This is a genomic window from Streptococcus sanguinis (assembly GCF_019928825.1).
Taxonomy (GTDB): domain Bacteria; phylum Bacillota; class Bacilli; order Lactobacillales; family Streptococcaceae; genus Streptococcus; species Streptococcus sanguinis_L.
The window spans coordinates 606773-624303 of the sequence record NZ_JAHZOP010000001.1 but is presented as its reverse complement, the minus strand read 5'-3'; the positions used below and the strand labels follow the sequence as shown (position 1 = coordinate 624303).

Below are 17531 nucleotides of genomic sequence, written 5' to 3'. Positions count from 1 at the left end.
GCCATAAGGCTTTTTAATTTTTAGCTTTGTTTTTCTAAAACTTTAACATTATAGTTTCAAACTATAGCTAGCTCTTGAAAAGAAAAAAGAAAAATGTTTTCAAAAGATGTTACAATAGAGGGTGAAATATTAGCGAAGGATTGGAAGGTTAATATGAGTAAGGACGTAAAATTAAATACACTACTGGCTCAGGCTGGGGTTAAAACAGATGAAACAACTGGTGCTTTAACAACACCCCTGCATTTTTCAACGACCTACCAGCACCCTGAGTTTGGCCAGTCAACAGGTTATGACTATACTCGGACCAAGAATCCAACGCGGGTTAGCTTGGAAGAGACTCTGGCTGCTATCGAAAGTGCAGACTATGCCTTGGCAACTAGCTCTGGCATGTCGGCTATTGTGCTGGCCTTTAGTGCCTTTCCGGTCGGCAGTAAGGTCTTGGCAGTTCGGGATCTCTATGGCGGATCTTTCCGTTGGTTTGCCCAAGCTGAAGCAGAAGGGCGCTTTGCCTTTACATATGCCAATACGGAAGAAGAACTACTCAATAATCTGACAGAGGATATAGATATTGTCTATATCGAGACACCGACCAATCCTCTTATGGTAGAGTTTGACATTGCCCGCATTTCCCAAGCGGCTCACGAGCGAGGAGCAACTGTCATTGTGGACAATACCTTCTACAGTCCCATTTATCAAAGACCGCTGGAGGATGGAGCAGATATTGTTCTGCACTCTGCAACCAAGTATCTGGGCGGGCACAATGATGTCTTGGCTGGAGCTATCATGACCAATGACACTGCTATTTATGACAAACTTTTCTATAATCTCAATACAACTGGACCAGTCTTGTCTCCTTTTGACAGCTATCTGCTTTTGCGCGGTCTCAAGACACTGGCTCTCCGTATGGAGCGCTCTACTCAGAATGCGCAAGAAGTGGTTGATTTTTTGAAGAAATCTCCTGCGGTAAAAGAGGTTCTCTATCCAGGTAAGGGTGGTATGATTTCCTTTAAAGTTGTGGACCAAGGGAAGATTCCTCATCTCTTAAATAGCCTGAAAGTCTTTACCTTTGCGGAAAGTTTAGGAGGAGTGGAGAGCTTGATTACCTATCCGACGACCCAGACTCACGCAGACATTCCGGTGGAAGTGCGTCATTCTTATGGCTTAACTGATGATTTGCTGCGCCTGTCGATTGGAATTGAGGATAGTCGAGATTTGGTAGACGATTTACGCGCAGCCTTGGAGAATGAATAATATGGGAAGATATAATTTTGAAAAAGCCCCCTGTCGTGTAGGACATCATACTTATAAATGGAAAGAAGTGGAGAAGGACAAGGAAGTCCTGCCAGCCTGGATTGCAGATATGGATTTTGAAGTTCTGCCTGAAATTCAGCAAGCTGTTCATGATTACGCTAATCAGTTAGTCTATGGCTATACCTATGCTAGTGAAGAGCTAATCAATGCTGTTCTAGATTGGGAGCGGGATGAGCACGACTATACCTTTGATCGGGAAGCCTTGGTATTTATAGAAGGAGTTGTCCCTGCTATTTCGACGGCTATCCAAGCCTTTACCAAGGAAGGTGATGCTGTTCTAATCAACACTCCCGTTTACCCACCTTTTGCCCGCAGTGTTAAGCTCAATAATCGTCAGCTTATTACCAATTCTTTGATAGAGCAGGATGGTCTCTTTCAGATTGACTTTGAGCAGCTAGAGCGTGACATTGCAGATAATGAAGTCAAGATTTATGTTCTTTGCAATCCGCACAATCCCGGAGGTCGAGTTTGGGAACGGGAAGTGTTAGAGAAAATTGGACGCCTCTGCCAAAAGTATGGAGTCCTCGTGGTTTCAGACGAAATCCACCAAGACTTGACGCTGTTTGGGAATGAGCACCAGTCTTTTAATACTGTCTCGCCTGACTTTAAGGACTTTAGCTTGATTTTAGCCAGTGCAACTAAGACTTTTAATATTGCTGGAACTAAAAATTCCTATGCTGTGATTGAGAATCCTAGCTTGCGACATCAGTTTAAAAAACGCCAGCTGGCTAATAACCAGCATGAAATTCCTGGTCTTGGATTTTTAACAACAGAAGCAGCCTATCGTTACGGTTGGTCTTGGTTGATGGAGCTTAAGGAAGTTCTTGAGAAGAATGTGAATTTTGTAGTTGATTATTTTGCCAAAGAGGCACCGCGCCTGCGGGTCATGAAGCCTCAAGGGACTTATCTGATTTGGCTGGACTTTTCAGATTATGGCCTGACAGATGACCAGCTCTTTCAGCTGCTACGAGAAGAGGCAAAGGTCGTCCTGAATAGAGGAAGTGATTTTGGCCAAGAAGGCAAAGGTCATGCCCGCTTAAATGTTGCTGCTCCAGAGACCATGGTTGAAGAAATCTGCTCCCGTATTGCAGAGGTACTGCCAAAATAAATCAAAAATTTTTTGAAATTTGTTTCAAGTGAGAAAAATGATTGACAATCCTTCCAAAGAGGAGTATAGTAATAGTGGAAAATCGGTAGGTGAGGCTACCATAAGGATACGGATGACTACCGCAAAGCAGTGGAGACACTACTCGTTGGTCAACAGTCCTGATCGCCAAGGTCAAGACTAAGCTCATTTCATCGCCTTATGGAGTTAAAGCTTGAACGGTGAATGCTTGTTTTATCTGTGCTTAAAACAATGAAGCGAATAACCTGACATGCAAACAACCCTGCCGAGAAATTGGCAGGGTATTCTTTTTTTGATGAAAATATTTCAAGAGAGTAAATAGTTGATTGCCTGCCAATCAAGACATAGAAGAAAGGAGACACGCGATGCAAATTGACGATTATCCGGAACCGCACATACACAGCCAATCGCTGATTTGTGTCGTTCTGTCCTTATAAAGTGATTGGTCCCTGTGTATGAAAATTATCAATCATACATCAAGGAGAAACCAATGAAAACAGTAAAAGAAAGATTAGTTGCTGCTCTGCAGCTTCCTGTAAAAGAAACTCTGGCTTTTTACAAGAGTTCTTTTCGCGGCCTGACAGAAGAGCAGGTCGAAGAAAATCGTGACCTCTATGGTGAAAATATCATCACAAAGGGTCAGGAAGACTCTATTCTAAAGAAAATTTACGAGTCTATCATTAACCCCTTTACAGTCATCCTATTGGTGATTGCCCTCGTGTCTTTAGTGACCAATGTTTGGCTGGCTAAGCCTAGTGAGGAAGATCCGACGACTTCCATCATCATTGTTGTTCTGGTGCTGATTTCTGGAGGCATTCGTTTTGTTCAGGAATTGCGGAGCGACCGCGCTGCTAGCAATCTGTCTCGGCTGATTGTCAACACGGCTACGGTTATCCGTGAAGGAGCAGAGCAGGAACTTCCGATTGATGAGCTTGTTGTAGGAGACATCATCAAGCTTAGTGCCGGAGACATGATTCCTGCAGATGTGTTGCTGCTGGACTCGCGTGATTTCTTTGTTCAGCAGTCTGGACTAACAGGGGAAAGTGATGCAGTAGAAAAGGTCTGTTTGGCTAAGTCAGATGAACAAAATGTTGATAGCCTTTTAGAAACAGAGTCTCTGGCCTTTATGGGAACCAATGTTATTTCCGGGAGAGCTACGGCTCTAGTGCTGGTGGTTGGTGATGAGACCATGATGGGAGCCATTGAGCAGACACTGAACACCTACGATGAGCCGACCTCTTTTGAGCGCGAGATGAATAGTATCTCCTGGCTCTTGATTCGTCTGATGCTTGTCATGGTTCCGGTCGTGTTCTTCATCAACGGTCTGACAGACGGCGACTGGCTGGAAGCAGGTGTCTTTGCCCTCAGTGTTGGGGTCGGCCTGACTCCAGAAATGCTGCCTATGATTATCACAGCGAGCCTGGCTAAAGGTTCTGTTATCATGGCTCAGGAAAAGGTCGTGATTAAGAAGCTGAATGCCATCCAAGACCTAGGAGCTATTGATATCCTCTGTACGGATAAGACTGGTACACTGACCCAAGACGAGATTGTCTTGGAGTACCCGCTGGATATTCATGGTGATTTAGATTTGGCAGTGCTTCGTCGCGCTTTTCTAAATTCCTACTATCAAACTGGTCTCAAAAACCTCATGGATCGGGCTATCATCAATCGGACGGAGAAAGAAGCAGAAAAGCATGAGATTGTCCGTAATTTAGACCAAACCTTTAAGAAAATTGATGAACTACCCTTTGACTTTGAACGCCGTCGCATGAGTGTCATTGTCAAGGATGATGAAGATGTTATTAGCATGGTGACCAAGGGGGCCTTGGAGGAAATGCTGGCTATCTCTAGCCATGTAGAATACAAGAAACGCATTACAGAACTGACCGAGGAGATTCGTCAGGAAATCCTTGCGGAAGTGGCTCAACTCAATGAGCAAGGGCTGCGAGTGCTTGGTGTTAGCTACAAGTCAGACTTAGAAGAAGATTACGACTATGAAGTCAAGGATGAGTCCGACATGATTTTGACGGGCTATCTGGCCTTTCTAGATCCACCCAAGTCATCTGCGGCTCCAGCTATTGCAACCTTGGCTGAGTACGGCGTTGCTACTAAGATTTTGACCGGTGATAATGATAAGGTGACCCAGGCAGTTTGTGAAAAGGTTGGGTTAGATGTAGATAATATCTTACTAGGCGTAGAGGTAGATGCTTTATCAGATGAGGAATTGAGTCAGGCTGTGGAGGACACAACGGTCTTTGCCAAGCTCTCACCTGACCAAAAGGCTAGGATTATTCTCCAGCTCAAGGCCAATGGCCACAAGGTTGGCTACATGGGCGATGGCATCAATGATGCGCCATCTATGAAAGTAGCAGATGTGGGTATTTCTGTTGATACAGCTGTCGATATTGCTAAGGAAACAGCAGATGTCATTCTGCTGGACAAGGACCTTATGGTTCTGGAGAAGGGGTTGGTAGAGGGACGCAAGGTCTATGCCAACATGACCAAGTATATCAAGATGACGGTCAGTTCCAATTTTGGGAATATCTTTTCTCTTCTCTTTGCTAGCATTTTTCTGCCTTTTCTACCTATGGCACCAGTTCATCTGATTGTCCTCAATCTGGTTTATGACCTGTCCTGTATCGCTCTGCCCTTTGATAATGTGGATAGTGAATTTCTCAAGAGACCTCATATCTGGTCAGCCAGTTCCATTACCCGATTTATGGCTTGGATTGGACCGATTTCATCCGTTTTTGATGTTTTGACCTATCTGGTGCTCTACTTTATTATTGTGCCTATGATAACAGGAGGTAGCTATCAAGCAGGTAGTGGACAGGCAGAGACCTTTATCACTCTTTTTCAAACAGGCTGGTTCATTGAGTCTATGTGGACCCAGACCATGGTCATCTATATGCTGCGCTCACCTAAGTTGCCATTTGTGCAAAGCCGTCCTGCTTTGTCTGTCATTGTGACGACCATGTCAGCAGCCCTCTTTGTTACTTCCTTGCCATACAGCCTCTTTGCGTTAGTTCTGAAGACGGCTCCGCTGAACGGTACTTATTTCCTTTGCCTTTTCTTGATTATTGCGCTTTATATGGTTAGTGTAACCCTTGTTAAACACCTTTATATCAAGCGCTATAGAGAATGGCTGTAAGGTGAAGAAAATCTTTGAAAAGGCTTGCTTGTGGCAAGCCTTTTCACTCTTTTTTTGATATAATAAGAAGAATAAATTGAAAGAAGGAAATCCAATCATGGGAAAACTTGAAGTTATCGCTCATCCACTAATTCAGCATAAATTGTCTATCTTGCGTCGTACAGATACCTCTACCAAGGCTTTTCGTGAATTAGTTGATGAAATCGCAATGCTCATGGGATATGAAGTTTTGCGCGATTTACCACTTGAAGATGTAGAAATTGAAACACCGATTACGAAAACAGTTCAAAAGCAGATCGCAGGGAAAAAATTGGCTATTGTTCCAATCTTGCGGGCTGGTATTGGCATGGTGGATGGACTTCTGAGTCTGGTTCCAGCAGCTAAGGTCGGCCATATCGGAATGTACCGTGATGAGGAAACCTTGAAGCCGGTTGAATATCTGGTCAAGCTGCCAGAAGATATTGACCAACGTCAGATTTTCGTTGTTGATCCAATGTTGGCTACGGGTGGTTCTGCTATCTTGGCTGTGGATTCTCTCAAGAAACGTGGTGCTAGCCACATTACATTCGTGTGTTTGGTTTCTGCACCTGAAGGAGTAAAAGCCTTGCAGGAAGCTCATCCAGATGTTGATATTTTCACAGCGGCTTTGGATGACCATCTCAATGACCATGGCTATATCGTACCAGGACTAGGAGATGCAGGAGATCGTCTTTTCGGGACCAAGTAAAAGTTTCTATTTGACCTTTTTTGACCAAAAGGATATAATAGTCTCGTAATTTGAAATTCTATTTCCTAGTTTGATAGAAAATTTTAAAAAGAGAAAGAGAGAAAACTATGATTCCTGTAGTTATTGAACAAACCAGCCGAGGAGAGCGCTCCTATGATATTTACTCTCGGCTATTAAAAGACCGCATTATCATGCTGACTGGTCCAGTAGAGGACAATATGGCTAATTCAGTCATTGCCCAGCTCCTTTTCTTGGATGCGCAGGACAATACTAAAGATATTTACCTCTATGTAAATACGCCGGGTGGATCTGTCTCAGCAGGTCTAGCTATTGTGGACACTATGAACTTCATCAAGTCTGATGTTCAGACCATTGTTATGGGTGTAGCTGCTAGCATGGGAACGATCATTGCTTCCAGTGGTGCCAAAGGCAAACGCTTCATGCTGCCAAATGCAGAATATCTGATTCACCAGCCGATGGGAGGAGCTGGAAGTGGTACTCAGCAAACGGATATGGCCATTGTAGCTGAGCATTTGCTTAGAACTCGGAATACCTTGGAAAAAATCTTGGCTGAAAACTCTGGCAAGTCCGTTGAGCAAATCCACAAAGATGCAGAACGCGATTACTGGATGAGCGCTCAAGAAACCTTGGAATACGGCTTTATTGACGAAATCATGGAAAATAGCAATCTGAACTAACATAGGAGGAGCCAAAAGCGGCTCCTTTTTGCTGTTTTGAATCTGACAAGCTCAGGTGTTTTAAGCTAATCATAAAGCTTTTCAGGGCTAGTTTTTTTGCCCTATCTTTGCTATAATCATCTAAGAACTACATGGACCGGAAAGGAGTTTTATGATAGAGAGAGAAGAAAGGGTGGGCTTGATTGTCTATCTTTACTATAATCGAGATGCCAAAAAGCTGGCAAACTTTGGGGATATTATTTATCATTCTAAGAAGCATCGCTATCTGCATCTCTATGTCAAGCAAGAGGAAGCCCAGAACTTACAGGAGAATCTGCCCAAGGAGCGCTATGTTAAGCAAGTCCGAATTTCTCACATAAAAGAACTAGATCAAAACTTTGTTGGAAGCCTGTATAGAGAGCAAGAAAACGTTATCATTTGATAAAATTTTTATAAAGGGTTGACAATTGTCAGATAATTCGATATATTCTTACTATATCATCAAATAAATCACTTAAGGAGATTTCCGAATGAAGAAAAAATTTGCACTATCCTTAGTAGCTTTTGCTAGTGCGGCCCTTCTCGCAGCTTGTGGAGAAGTATCTAACAACAACTCAACAGCAACTGGTACAGAAATTGGCGATACGATTAAATTTGGTTTTAACTTTGAAGAATCAGGTGAAGTAGCAGCCTACGGTACAGCTGAACAACATGGTGCTCAGTTGGCAGTTGATGAAATCAACGCTGCTGGCGGCGTAGATGGTAAGAAGATTGAAGTTACTGATAAGGATAACAAATCAGAAACAGCTGAAGCATCAACCATCACTACTAGCTTGGTTACCCAAAGCAAGGTAAATGCAATCATTGGCCCTGCGACTTCTGGAGCTACAGCTTCAGCTACTGCAAATGCTGCTAAAGCGGGTGTACCAATCATTACACCAAGTGCGACACAGGATGACCTGACCAACAAGCAAGATTATCTTTTCCGTGCTACCTTTATTGATAGCTACCAAGGTAAAATCATTTCTAAGTATGTCACTGACAACTTGAAAGCTAAGAAAGTCGTTCTTTACTACGACCAATCTAGTGACTACGCTAAAGGAATGGCGGATGCCTTCAAGAAGGAATTCAAGGGTGAGATTGTAGCAACAGAAACCTTCCAATCCAAGGATACAGACTTCCAAGCTGCTTTGACAAAGATTAAGGGCAAAGAATTTGATGCTCTGGTTGTTCCAGGTTACTACACGGAAGCTGGTAAAATTGTCAATCAAGCGCGTGGTTTGGGTATTGACCAAACAATCGTTGGTCCTGATGGCTTTGGTGATGCTAAGTTCGTTGAGCAAGCAACTCCAGCTGCAGCTACAAATGTTTACTATGTATCTGGCTTTACAACTTCTGGTGAAATGTCAGAAAAAGCTAAGAAGTTTGTTGAAGCATACAAAGCTAAGTACAAGGAAGAGCCATCTATGTTTGCAGCTCTGGCATATGACTCTGTTTATATGGCAGCAGAAGCAGCCAAAGGTGCTAAAACTTCTGTAGATATCAAAGACAACTTGGCTAAGCTTAAAGATTTCGATGGAGTGACTGGTTCAATCACTATTGATAAAGACCACAATCCAGTGAAAACAGCTTTGATGATTGGCTTGAAAGATGGTCAAGTAGATACTGTAGAAACAGTTAAAGCGGAATAAGAGTTATGAGGCTGGGGCAATCCCAGTCTTTGACTTGTTTTCTATTTTTAGTTGCTTGAGCAAGTTAGTAGATGATTTCTTTCTGAATCTATGGATTGAAAGAGTATTGTTTTATAATCTATTCTTCTTCGTTTCTCAATCAACTATTATTCGTATTTTGGGAGTGGGATGATAAAATCACGACCTAGTCTGCTGATTTTTGTCCCATTCCTTATTTTATTATAGAAAGAGTGGTGTCTAATGCTCCAACAATTAGTCAACGGTCTAATCCTGGGTAGTGTTTATGCGCTTCTGGCTTTGGGTTATACCATGGTTTATGGGATTATTAAGCTGATTAACTTTGCCCATGGCGATATCTATATGATTGGTGCCTTTATGGGTTATTACTTGATTAATATCCTGAAGTTTAATTTCTTCCTTTCTCTCATTTTAGCCATGATTGGGACAGCGATTCTCGGTGTGCTTATTGAGTTTTTAGCCTATCGTCCTCTGCGAAATTCGACTCGGATTGCGGCTTTGATTACAGCCATTGGGGTTTCCTTTCTCCTCGAATATGGAATGATTTTCTTTGTCGGTGCCAATACCCGTTCCTTCCCGCAGGTTATTAAAACAGTACGCTTTAACTTAGGATCTATTTCTATCTCAAATATTCAGTTGCTGATTTTGGGAATTTCGATTTTCCTCATGGTGGCTCTGCAGTTCATCGTGCAGAAGACAAAGATGGGTAAGGCTATGCGCGCTGTATCTGTAGACAGTGATGCTGCTCAGCTGATGGGAATCAATGTCAATCGCACAATCAGTTTCACCTTTGCTTTGGGTTCAGCTCTTGCAGGAGCTGCTGGCGTCCTAATTGCCCTTTATTATAATTCATTGGAGCCTTTGATGGGGATGACTCCAGGTATTAAGTCCTTTGTAGCGGCTGTTCTCGGTGGTATTGGAATCATTCCTGGTGCAGCGCTTGGTGGCTTTGTTATTGGTCTTTTGGAAACTTTTGCGACAGCGCTTGGATTATCTGATTTCCGCGATGCCATTGTCTATGCGATTTTGATTGTCATTCTTCTGATTCGTCCAGCTGGTATCCTCGGCAAAAATGTGAAAGAGAAGGTGTAAGGTATGAAAAAGAATTTAAAGGTAAATATTTTCTGGCTTGGCCTTGTCTTAATCGGCTACCTGCTGATGACAGTATTGGTTAGTGCCGGTGTTCTCAATGCGTTTTACATTCAAATCTTAGAGCAGATTGGGATTAATATTATTCTGGCTGTGGGGCTTAATCTCATCGTCGGATTCTCAGGCCAATTCTCTCTTGGCCATGCTGGCTTTATGGCTATCGGTGCCTACGCTGTAGCGATTATTGGCTCTAAATCGCCAACATATGGAGCTTTCTTCATTGCTATGCTGGCTGGAGCTATCATTGCTGGTATTGTGGCTTTAGTAGTTGGTTTGCCGACCCTGCGACTTAAAGGGGACTATCTCGCGATTGCAACTCTTGGTGTCTCAGAGATTATCCGTATTCTGATTATTAATGGCGGTACTTTGACTAATGGCGCAGCTGGTATCCTATCCATTCCGCCCTTTACTTCTTGGCAGATGGTCTATGTCTTTGTTGTTATCACAACTATTTTGACCTTGAATTTCCTGCGCAGTCCTATTGGACGCAGTACTCTGTCTGTCCGTGAGGATGAGATTGCTGCCGAGTCTGTTGGTGTTAATACTACTAGAATCAAAGTGACAGCCTTTGTCTTGGGAGCTATCACGGCTTCTATTGCTGGCTCTCTTCAAGCTGGCTTCGTTGGTTCAGTTGTTCCTAAGGACTATTCCTTTACCAACACTATCAATATTTTGATTATTGTCGTTTTTGGTGGTCTAGGTTCTATGACTGGAACCATTGTAGCTGCAGTAGTATTGGGTATTCTCAATATGCTGCTGCAGGATGTATCCAGCATTCGGATGATTGTCTATTCTTTGGCCTTGATCTTGGTCATGATTTTCCGTCCAGGCGGACTTTTAGGAACTTGGGAGCTCAGTCTGTCTAAGCTCTTCAAAAAGAATAAGGAGGTCAAAGAATAATGGCACTTCTTGATGTAAAAAATCTAACTAAAAACTTTGGCGGTCTGACTGCTGTCAGCGATGTGACCTTGGAACTCAACGAGGGCGAGCTGGTTGGTCTGATTGGCCCTAATGGTGCAGGAAAAACGACTCTTTTCAATCTCTTAACGGGCGTTTATGAGCCGAGTGAAGGAACAGTGACACTAGATGGTCATTTGCTCAATGGTAAGGTTCCTTACAAGATTGCTGCTTTAGGTCTGGGGCGAACCTTCCAGAACATCCGGCTCTTTAAGGATCTTAGTGTTTTGGATAATGTTTTGATTGCCTTTGGTAATCATCATAAGGCTCATGTGTTGGCTTCCTTCTTCCGCCTGCCAGTCTACTACAAAAACGAAGAAGAACTCAAAGACCAGGCTTTGGAGTTGCTAAAAATTTTTGACTTGGACAAGGAAGCAGAAACCTTGGCTAAGAACCTAGCTTATGGTCAGCAGCGTCGCTTGGAGATTGTTCGGGCATTGGCAACAGAGCCTAAGATCCTCTTCTTGGATGAGCCAGCTGCAGGGATGAACCCTCAGGAGACAGCAGAGCTGACTGCATTGATTCGACGGATTAAAAACGAATTTAACATTACCATCATGCTGATTGAGCATGACATGAGTCTGGTAATGGAAGTCACTGAGCGAATCTATGTGCTGGAGTACGGCCGCTTGATTGCGCACGGAACACCTGATGAAATCAAGAATGACAAACGTGTTATTGAAGCTTATCTAGGAGGTGAAGCCTAATGTCCATGCTTAAAGTTGAGAATCTCTCTGTCCATTATGGCATGATTCAGGCTGTCCGTGATGTCAGCTTTGAAGTAAACGAAGGAGAAGTCGTTTCCCTGATTGGTGCCAATGGCGCTGGGAAAACGACCATTCTCCGGACTATTTCAGGCTTGGTTCGTCCAAGTGCTGGTAAAATTGAATTTGTAGGCAATGAAATTCAAAAAGTTCCTGCTCAAAAAATCGTAGCAGCTGGACTTTCGCAAGTACCAGAAGGCCGTCATGTCTTTCCAGGTTTGACCGTTTTGGAGAATTTGGAAATGGGCGCCTTTCTCAAAACAAATCGCGAAGAAAATCAAGCCAATCTCAAAAAGGTCTTCTCTCGTTTCCCACGCTTGGAAGAGCGTAAAAACCAAGATGCTGCAACCCTTTCAGGTGGTGAGCAGCAGATGCTGGCTATGGGACGGGCTTTGATGTCTACACCTAAGCTTTTGCTCTTGGATGAGCCTTCTATGGGCTTGGCGCCGATCTTTATCCAGGAAATCTTTGATATTATTCAAGATATTCAGCGACAAGGAACGACAGTTCTTTTGATTGAGCAAAATGCAAACAAGGCTCTCTCTATCGCTGACCGCGGTTATGTCCTTGAAACAGGTAAAATCGTTCTGTCCGGAACCGGTCAAGAACTCCTCGCTTCTGACGAAGTCCGCAAAGCATATCTAGGTGGCTGAAACAATCCGGGGGATTGTTTCAGGTTGCAAATGGGAACTCGCGGCAGCGAGTTTTCTTTAAAATGTCTGGGAGACATTTTTAGGTTGTTAATAGAAAATTACGATAGTAACTTAACATTTAGAAAAGGTCCATTGGACCTTTTTAAGTTGCAGATAAAGAAAACAAGGTTTTCGTCAAGATGCCCGGTGGATTGTTTCAGGTTGCAAATAGGAACTCGCGGTAGCGAGTTTTCTTTAAAATGTCTGGGAGACATTTTTAGGTTGTTGATAGAAAGTTACGGTAGTAACTTAACATTTAGAAAAGGTCCAATGGACCTTTTTCTTATCTTAGATGCTTAAAATAGTTTAGTTAGCCATTTCCTATCTTCAATTTTCCCAATCGCGGGATTTTTCTAAATTTTGAAAACTTGGGCAAAGAACTTGGAAGCGTTTGAAATCAGCTGCAAAATAAAGTATAATAAGTATAAGAATTATGGATAGGAAGTAGAGGGAACTTTTATGGCAGTTAAAGATTTTATGACGCGTAAGGTGGTTTATATCAGCCCAAATACAACGATTGCTCATGCGGCAGATATGATGCGTGAACAGAAACTCCACCGTTTGCCAGTGATTGAGAATGACCAACTAGTGGGACTGGTGACAGAAGGAACGATTGCAGAAGCTAGTCCATCTAAGGCAACGAGTCTGTCCATTTATGAGATGAACTATCTTCTCAACAAAACAAAAGTTGGTGATGTTATGATTCGTGATGTGGTCACAATTTCTCAGTTTGCCAGTCTGGAAGATGCGACCTATCTGATGCTGAAAAATAAGATTGGCATCCTGCCTGTTGTGGACAATGAACTGCTTTACGGAGTTATCACAGACCGTGATATTTTCAAGGCCTTCTTGGAAGTATCTGGCTATGGTGAAGAGGGAGTTCGGCTGCGTTTTGTCACTGAGAATAAGGTGGGGGTTCTTGAGCAGATTATCCGTCTTCTGGTGGAAGAAAATCTCAACATCTCCAATACAGTCAATATACCACGCAAGGATGGCAAAGTCGTCATTGAAGTACAGTTAGCTGGTGATATAGACATGGAGCTTCTCAAGAAAAAATTTGAAGAGCATGCTATTGAGCTGGCTGAGATTACACATACTGCTGCAAAAGCTTTATAAATAACATAAAAAAGCCTCATCGTTAGATGAGGTTTTTAACGTACAATAGGTTGTTTGTTAGCATCTAAAGTGAAGCCTTCGCCCAAAATCTCATGGGCTTCGCTAATAGTAGTAAAGGCAAATGGATCGACTTGGTTAATGAGTTTTTTCATTTGCTGCATTTCATTACGGGAAACAACACAGTAGACAATTTGCAGATCCTGCTTGCTATAGAAGCCTTGCCCCTTGAGGTAGGTCACTCCACGATCCAGCTTGTCATTGATAGCTTCAGCTAGCTCAGTGGGCTTACTGGTAACAATAAGGAATCCCTTACCAGCAAAACCTCCTTCTGCAATTAGGTCAATGACGCGGGAGGTGATAAAGACAAACATGAGGGTGTAAGATACCATGCGTAAGTCTTTGAAGACTAGGAGAACCAAGGTAATGACTACAAAGTCAACCGTCAGCATGAGTCTGCCCATGGAAATGCTGGTGTATTTATTGAAGATGCGGGCCACAATGTCCGTACCGCCAGTTGTTCCGCCAGCATTAAAGATGGTGCCCAGTCCAATCCCCATAATAATCCCCGTTCCAAGACAGGCTAGTAAGACATCGCCGTCCAGAGCTGAGATAAAATAGTCTTGCAGGTGTTTGGAGGCAGGTAAGATTTCAAAAATTTTGAGCCAGGCTGACACAGAGAAAGTCCCTAGAATACTGAGGTAGAGGGTTCTCGAACCCAGTAGCTTCCATGCAATAATAAAGAGAGGAATGTTAATCACTAGGTTGGTCGTCGAGACAGGGATTTTAAATAGATAGTAGGTAATCAAGGTCAGACCCGTTGCTCCACCCTCATACAAATGAAAGGGAATGACCAAATAATGAATCCCAAAAGAAAAAATTCCAGCCCCAAAAATGATGGCCAGTACGTTTTTTAATTTAAACATAAGATCCTCCTAAATCTCTTTCCAGAAATTTCTTCTGAATATATTTTACCAAAAATTTAGCCTTTGTAAAACACTTTGAAAAAATATTTAAAGTTTTTTCTTATGATGGGCTTTTAGCTTTTTTTTTGGTAAAATAAACAATAGATAAAAAAGAGTAGGATGAAAACAATGAGCTGACGAATTCGGCTCTTATTAGGCTGCTCAGTAATGTGGACGAACTCTGAAAAGTAGCTTATATCAAGCTTTAGAGCAATTCGCATCTACATTTTCTTATAAAGAACAAAAAATAGAAGTTAGAGATTCAAGGTAAAGATGAAAAATGGTATTTTGATTTCGCTGGAAGGTCCGGAAGGGGCTGGAAAGTCGAGTGTGTTGGAAGCCTTGCTTCCTTTTTTGAAAAATTATGGAACTGGTCTTATTACGACGCGGGAGCCAGGTGGCGTCCAGATTGCTGAGGCTATCCGCGAAGTGATTTTGGAACCTAGTCATACGGCTATGGATGCTAAGACTGAGCTCTTGCTGTACATTGCCAGTCGCCGCCAACACTTAACTGAGCGGGTTTTGCCAGCTTTGGCGCAAGGAAAGCTTGTCTTGATGGACCGTTTTATAGATAGTTCAGTTGCCTATCAGGGCTACGGACGAGGTCTGGATGTGGCAGATATTGAATGGCTCAATCAGTTTGCAACAGATGGACTCAAGCCTGATTTGACCCTCTATTTTGATATTGATGTGGAAGAAGGGCTGGCGCGGATTGCTAAGAGCGAAAGCCGAGAGGTGAATCGGCTTGATCTGGAGGGTTTAGACCTGCACCAGCGGGTTCGGCAGGGCTATTTGGCGATTCTTGACAAGGAGTCCGAGCGCTTTGTCAAGGTGGATGCCAGTCAACCACTAGATAAGGTAGTGGCTGATAGTTTGGCCATCATTCAGGAACGATTTGGGAATCCGTCATGAAGATAAAAGAGTTACAGCAAAGCCAGCCCAGCTTGTTTGAGCAGTTTCAGCATATTTTGGAACAGGGGCGGCTTAGTCATGCCTACTTGTTTACCGGAGCTTTTGGCAGTTTTGAAATGGCCCAAATCCTGTCCCAAAGTCTCTTTTGCGAGAATAAGCAAGGCGTCTGGCCTTGTCAGTCCTGTCGTTCTTGCCGTTTGATTGCTGAAGAAGATTTTTCTGATGTAACGGTGGTGCGACCAGTCAATAACATTATCAAAACTGACCGAGTTCGGGAGCTGGTCCGAAACTTCTCTCAAAGTGGCTTAGAAGGCAGTCGGCAGGTTTTCATTATCTGCGATGCGGATCGGATGCACGTCAATGCAGCCAATTCCTTGCTCAAAGTCATTGAGGAGCCGCAGAGCGAGATTTATATCTTTCTCTTGACTGCTGACGAACAGCTGATTCTGCCGACGATTCGGAGTCGGACTCAGGTTTATCATTTCTTGAAAAATACAGCTGATCTGCAGCACAGTTTGGAACAGGATGGCTTGATTAAAAGTCGAGCGGAGTTACTAGCTGCTTATAGTCAGACTCAGTCAGAAGCGGAAAGCTTGGCTCATAATAATGCCTTTTTTGAATTAGTCAGCGAATGCGAGCGCTTTGTCAAGGATTTTCAAACTCGTCCCAGTCAGGCATTTCTGCAGGTTTCGCGTCTGGCAAAGCTGGCTGATGATAAGGAAAAGCAGGAACAGGTCTTCAAGCTCTTGGAAGTGTTATTTTATAAGGAAATAGCAACAGAAAACGGTCGACAGGCCTTGGAGCAGCTTTTGCTGGCTCGGAAGATGTGGCGGGCCAATGTATCTTTTCAAAACGCTTTAGAATATATGACTTTGAAGGGAAAGTAAAAAGAGGCAGCACAGGAGTATAAAATGGATAAAAAAGACTTATTTGACGCCTTGGATGATTTTTCACAGACGCTTTTAGTGACCCTTGCTGAAGTGGAAGCTGTCAAGAAAAATCTCAAGAGTGTGGTAGAGGAAAATATTGCTCTGCATCTGGAAAATGACAAGTTGAGGGAGCGCTTGGGAGAGGTGGAGAAGGAAGCTCCGACCAAGACCAAGAAAAACCGAGATAATCTGCGTAAGCTTTACTATGACGGCTTTCATGTCTGTACGGATTTCTATGGTCAGCGCCGGGAGAATGACGCAGAGTGCATGTTCTGCGATGAATTGTTATTTAGGGAGTAGTGATGCAGGTTCAAAAAAGTTTTAAGGGCGAAACTGCCTACGGCAAACTCTATCTGGTCGCGACTCCTATCGGCAATCTGGATGATATGAGCATCCGCATGGTCAATACCTTGAAAGAGGTTGACAGGATTGCGGCTGAAGATACGAGAAATACGGGCCTTCTGCTCAAGCATTTTGGGATTGAGACCAAGCAAATCAGTTTTCACGAGCACAATGCCAAGGAGAAAATCCCCGTTCTCTTGGACATGCTTCAAAGCGGAAATGATATAGCCCAGGTTTCAGATGCTGGTCTGCCCAGTATTTCTGATCCTGGACATGATTTGGTTCAGGCAGCGCTAGAAGCTGGCATTACTGTAGTACCGATTCCTGGTCCTAGTGCTGGAATAACAGCCTTGATTGCCAGCGGCTTGGCTCCCCAACCGCATATTTTCTATGGCTTTCTGCCTAGAAAGGCTGGCCAGCAGAAGGAATTTTTCACTAGCAAAAAATCCTATCCTGAGACTCAGATTTTCTACGAATCCCCTCATCGGGTTCGGGCGACGCTGGAAAATATGCTGGCGGTTTATGGTGACCGCCAAGTCGTCTTGGTGCGCGAGCTGACTAAGATTCACGAGGAGTATCAGCGAGGGCTGATTTCAGACTTGTTGGCTTATACGGCTGAACATCCGCCTAAAGGAGAGTGTCTCTTGATTGTAGCTGGGGCGGAAGAAGATGCTCTTCAAGACATATCTCAAGAGCAGATCCTAGCTGAAATTGATCTTTTAGTTGAAGCCGGCAGCAAAAAAAATCAGGCCATCAAGGAAGTAGCCAAGAAATACGGCAAGAACAAGAGCGAGCTCTATGCGGTGTATCATGAAAATAAGGATTGATAGAAGCTCAGAAATTTCTCAATACAATCAGTTGTCTGTTTAAAAATTGGAAAAAGCGTAACTCAGCTTTTTAGTAAGACTATCTAATCCTGACCTAAACTCAGGATTTTTTTGTTATCTGGATTAAGCAGTTGGTTTCGCTTATCTATATTTCAACAATGTTCGGGAATTGGCTAAAAA

Annotated in this window: 17 protein-coding genes and 1 riboswitch; of the genes, 16 read left to right on the top strand and 1 reads right to left on the bottom strand. The window is 43.2% G+C overall.

Annotated features, from left to right (window positions below):
• Positions 1-93 precede the first annotated feature (93 nt).
• The 12 genes from K1J09_RS03090 (at position 94) to K1J09_RS03035 (ending at position 13379) form a co-directional block, all read left to right on the top strand.
• The gene (locus K1J09_RS03090; protein WP_223322346.1) at positions 94-1251 is read left to right on the top strand and encodes a cystathionine gamma-synthase; all 1158 of its coding nucleotides are present in this window, start codon (positions 94-96) and stop codon (positions 1249-1251) included.
• Positions 1244-2419, top strand: a complete 1176-nt coding sequence (locus K1J09_RS03085) for a MalY/PatB family protein (protein ID WP_223322347.1) — start codon at positions 1244-1246, stop codon at positions 2417-2419. The genes K1J09_RS03090 and K1J09_RS03085 overlap by 8 nt, the downstream gene beginning before the upstream one ends.
• A 74-nt stretch (positions 2420-2493) precedes the next feature.
• Positions 2494-2650: riboswitch (M-box (ykoK) riboswitch) on the top strand.
• Positions 2651-2927: 277 nt separating this feature from the next.
• Positions 2928-5588, top strand: coding sequence for a magnesium-translocating P-type ATPase (gene mgtA / locus K1J09_RS03080; RefSeq protein ID WP_223322348.1), 2661 nt, complete (start codon positions 2928-2930; stop codon positions 5586-5588).
• 97 nt (positions 5589-5685) lie between these two features.
• Positions 5686-6315, top strand: coding sequence for a uracil phosphoribosyltransferase (gene upp / locus K1J09_RS03075; RefSeq protein ID WP_002894672.1), 630 nt, complete (start codon positions 5686-5688; stop codon positions 6313-6315).
• Between the two features lie 80 nt (positions 6316-6395).
• The gene (locus K1J09_RS03070; protein WP_223312420.1) at positions 6396-7013 is read left to right on the top strand and encodes an ATP-dependent Clp protease proteolytic subunit; all 618 of its coding nucleotides are present in this window, start codon (positions 6396-6398) and stop codon (positions 7011-7013) included.
• 151 nt (positions 7014-7164) lie between these two features.
• Positions 7165-7434 (top strand): YlbG family protein, encoded by a 270-nt coding sequence (locus K1J09_RS03065; protein ID WP_002920616.1) that lies wholly within the window; start codon positions 7165-7167, stop codon positions 7432-7434.
• Between the two features lie 88 nt (positions 7435-7522).
• Positions 7523-8683, top strand: coding sequence for an ABC transporter substrate-binding protein (locus K1J09_RS03060; protein WP_223313399.1), 1161 nt, complete (start codon positions 7523-7525; stop codon positions 8681-8683).
• Between the two features lie 240 nt (positions 8684-8923).
• A complete protein-coding gene (locus tag K1J09_RS03055; protein WP_223322349.1) occupies positions 8924-9793 on the top strand; it encodes a branched-chain amino acid ABC transporter permease in 870 nt (289 codons plus the stop codon).
• Positions 9794-9796: 3 nt separating this feature from the next.
• Positions 9797-10750, top strand: coding sequence for a branched-chain amino acid ABC transporter permease (locus K1J09_RS03050; RefSeq protein WP_223322350.1), 954 nt, complete (start codon positions 9797-9799; stop codon positions 10748-10750).
• Positions 10750-11514: an ABC transporter ATP-binding protein gene (locus K1J09_RS03045; protein WP_125331162.1), complete on the top strand. Its 765-nt coding sequence runs from the start codon at positions 10750-10752 to the stop codon at positions 11512-11514. The genes K1J09_RS03050 and K1J09_RS03045 overlap by 1 nt, the downstream gene beginning before the upstream one ends.
• Positions 11514-12224, top strand: a complete 711-nt coding sequence (locus tag K1J09_RS03040) for an ABC transporter ATP-binding protein (RefSeq protein ID WP_002894681.1) — start codon at positions 11514-11516, stop codon at positions 12222-12224. Before K1J09_RS03045 ends, K1J09_RS03040 begins: the two co-directional genes overlap by 1 nt.
• 498 nt (positions 12225-12722) lie before the next feature.
• Complete coding sequence (locus K1J09_RS03035) at positions 12723-13379, top strand: CBS domain-containing protein (RefSeq protein ID WP_223322351.1); 657 nt, start codon at positions 12723-12725, stop codon at positions 13377-13379.
• A gap of 35 nt (positions 13380-13414) precedes the next feature.
• On the opposite strand, the gene K1J09_RS03030 is transcribed toward K1J09_RS03035, so the two are convergent.
• Positions 13415-14302, bottom strand: coding sequence for a YitT family protein (locus K1J09_RS03030; RefSeq protein ID WP_125434782.1), 888 nt, complete (start codon positions 14300-14302; stop codon positions 13415-13417).
• Positions 14303-14614: 312 nt separating this feature from the next.
• Here K1J09_RS03030 and tmk point away from each other — a divergent pair, with 312 nt between their 5' ends.
• Genes tmk through rsmI form a run of 4 tightly spaced genes read left to right on the top strand, consistent with a single transcriptional unit; the run spans position 14615 to position 17351 of the window.
• Positions 14615-15253 (top strand): dTMP kinase, encoded by a 639-nt coding sequence (tmk, locus tag K1J09_RS03025; RefSeq protein WP_223322352.1) that lies wholly within the window; start codon positions 14615-14617, stop codon positions 15251-15253.
• Positions 15250-16140 (top strand): DNA polymerase III subunit delta', encoded by an 891-nt coding sequence (locus tag K1J09_RS03020; RefSeq protein WP_223322353.1) that lies wholly within the window; start codon positions 15250-15252, stop codon positions 16138-16140. Before tmk ends, K1J09_RS03020 begins: the two co-directional genes overlap by 4 nt.
• Before the next feature lie 24 nt (positions 16141-16164).
• Positions 16165-16482: a DNA replication initiation control protein YabA gene (gene yabA, locus K1J09_RS03015; protein ID WP_002894690.1), complete on the top strand. Its 318-nt coding sequence runs from the start codon at positions 16165-16167 to the stop codon at positions 16480-16482.
• Positions 16483-16484: 2 nt separating this feature from the next.
• On the top strand, positions 16485-17351 hold the full coding sequence (gene rsmI, locus K1J09_RS03010; RefSeq protein WP_223322354.1) for a 16S rRNA (cytidine(1402)-2'-O)-methyltransferase: 867 nt from the start codon (positions 16485-16487) through the stop codon (positions 17349-17351).
• Positions 17352-17531: the final 180 nt, after the last annotated feature.

Excerpts from the sequence above, each read along its gene's own strand:
- K1J09_RS03090 (WP_223322346.1), top strand. The coding sequence starts at position 94 with ATGTTTTCAAAAGATGTTACAATAGAGGGTGAAATATTAGCGAAGGAT.
- K1J09_RS03085 (WP_223322347.1), top strand. The coding sequence starts at position 1,244 with ATGAATAATATGGGAAGATATAATTTTGAAAAAGCCCCCTGTCGTGTA.
- mgtA (WP_223322348.1), top strand. The coding sequence starts at position 2,928 with ATGAAAACAGTAAAAGAAAGATTAGTTGCTGCTCTGCAGCTTCCTGTA.
- upp (WP_002894672.1), top strand. The coding sequence starts at position 5,686 with ATGGGAAAACTTGAAGTTATCGCTCATCCACTAATTCAGCATAAATTG.
- K1J09_RS03065 (WP_002920616.1), top strand. The coding sequence starts at position 7,165 with ATGATAGAGAGAGAAGAAAGGGTGGGCTTGATTGTCTATCTTTACTAT.
- K1J09_RS03060 (WP_223313399.1), top strand. The coding sequence starts at position 7,523 with ATGAAGAAAAAATTTGCACTATCCTTAGTAGCTTTTGCTAGTGCGGCC.
- K1J09_RS03055 (WP_223322349.1), top strand. The coding sequence starts at position 8,924 with ATGCTCCAACAATTAGTCAACGGTCTAATCCTGGGTAGTGTTTATGCG.
- K1J09_RS03050 (WP_223322350.1), top strand. The coding sequence starts at position 9,797 with ATGAAAAAGAATTTAAAGGTAAATATTTTCTGGCTTGGCCTTGTCTTA.
- K1J09_RS03045 (WP_125331162.1), top strand. The coding sequence starts at position 10,750 with ATGGCACTTCTTGATGTAAAAAATCTAACTAAAAACTTTGGCGGTCTG.
- K1J09_RS03040 (WP_002894681.1), top strand. The coding sequence starts at position 11,514 with ATGTCCATGCTTAAAGTTGAGAATCTCTCTGTCCATTATGGCATGATT.
- K1J09_RS03035 (WP_223322351.1), top strand. The coding sequence starts at position 12,723 with ATGGCAGTTAAAGATTTTATGACGCGTAAGGTGGTTTATATCAGCCCA.
- K1J09_RS03030 (WP_125434782.1), bottom strand. The coding sequence starts at position 14,302 with ATGTTTAAATTAAAAAACGTACTGGCCATCATTTTTGGGGCTGGAATT.
- tmk (WP_223322352.1), top strand. The coding sequence starts at position 14,615 with ATGAAAAATGGTATTTTGATTTCGCTGGAAGGTCCGGAAGGGGCTGGA.
- K1J09_RS03020 (WP_223322353.1), top strand. The coding sequence starts at position 15,250 with ATGAAGATAAAAGAGTTACAGCAAAGCCAGCCCAGCTTGTTTGAGCAG.
- yabA (WP_002894690.1), top strand. The coding sequence starts at position 16,165 with ATGGATAAAAAAGACTTATTTGACGCCTTGGATGATTTTTCACAGACG.
- rsmI (WP_223322354.1), top strand. The coding sequence starts at position 16,485 with ATGCAGGTTCAAAAAAGTTTTAAGGGCGAAACTGCCTACGGCAAACTC.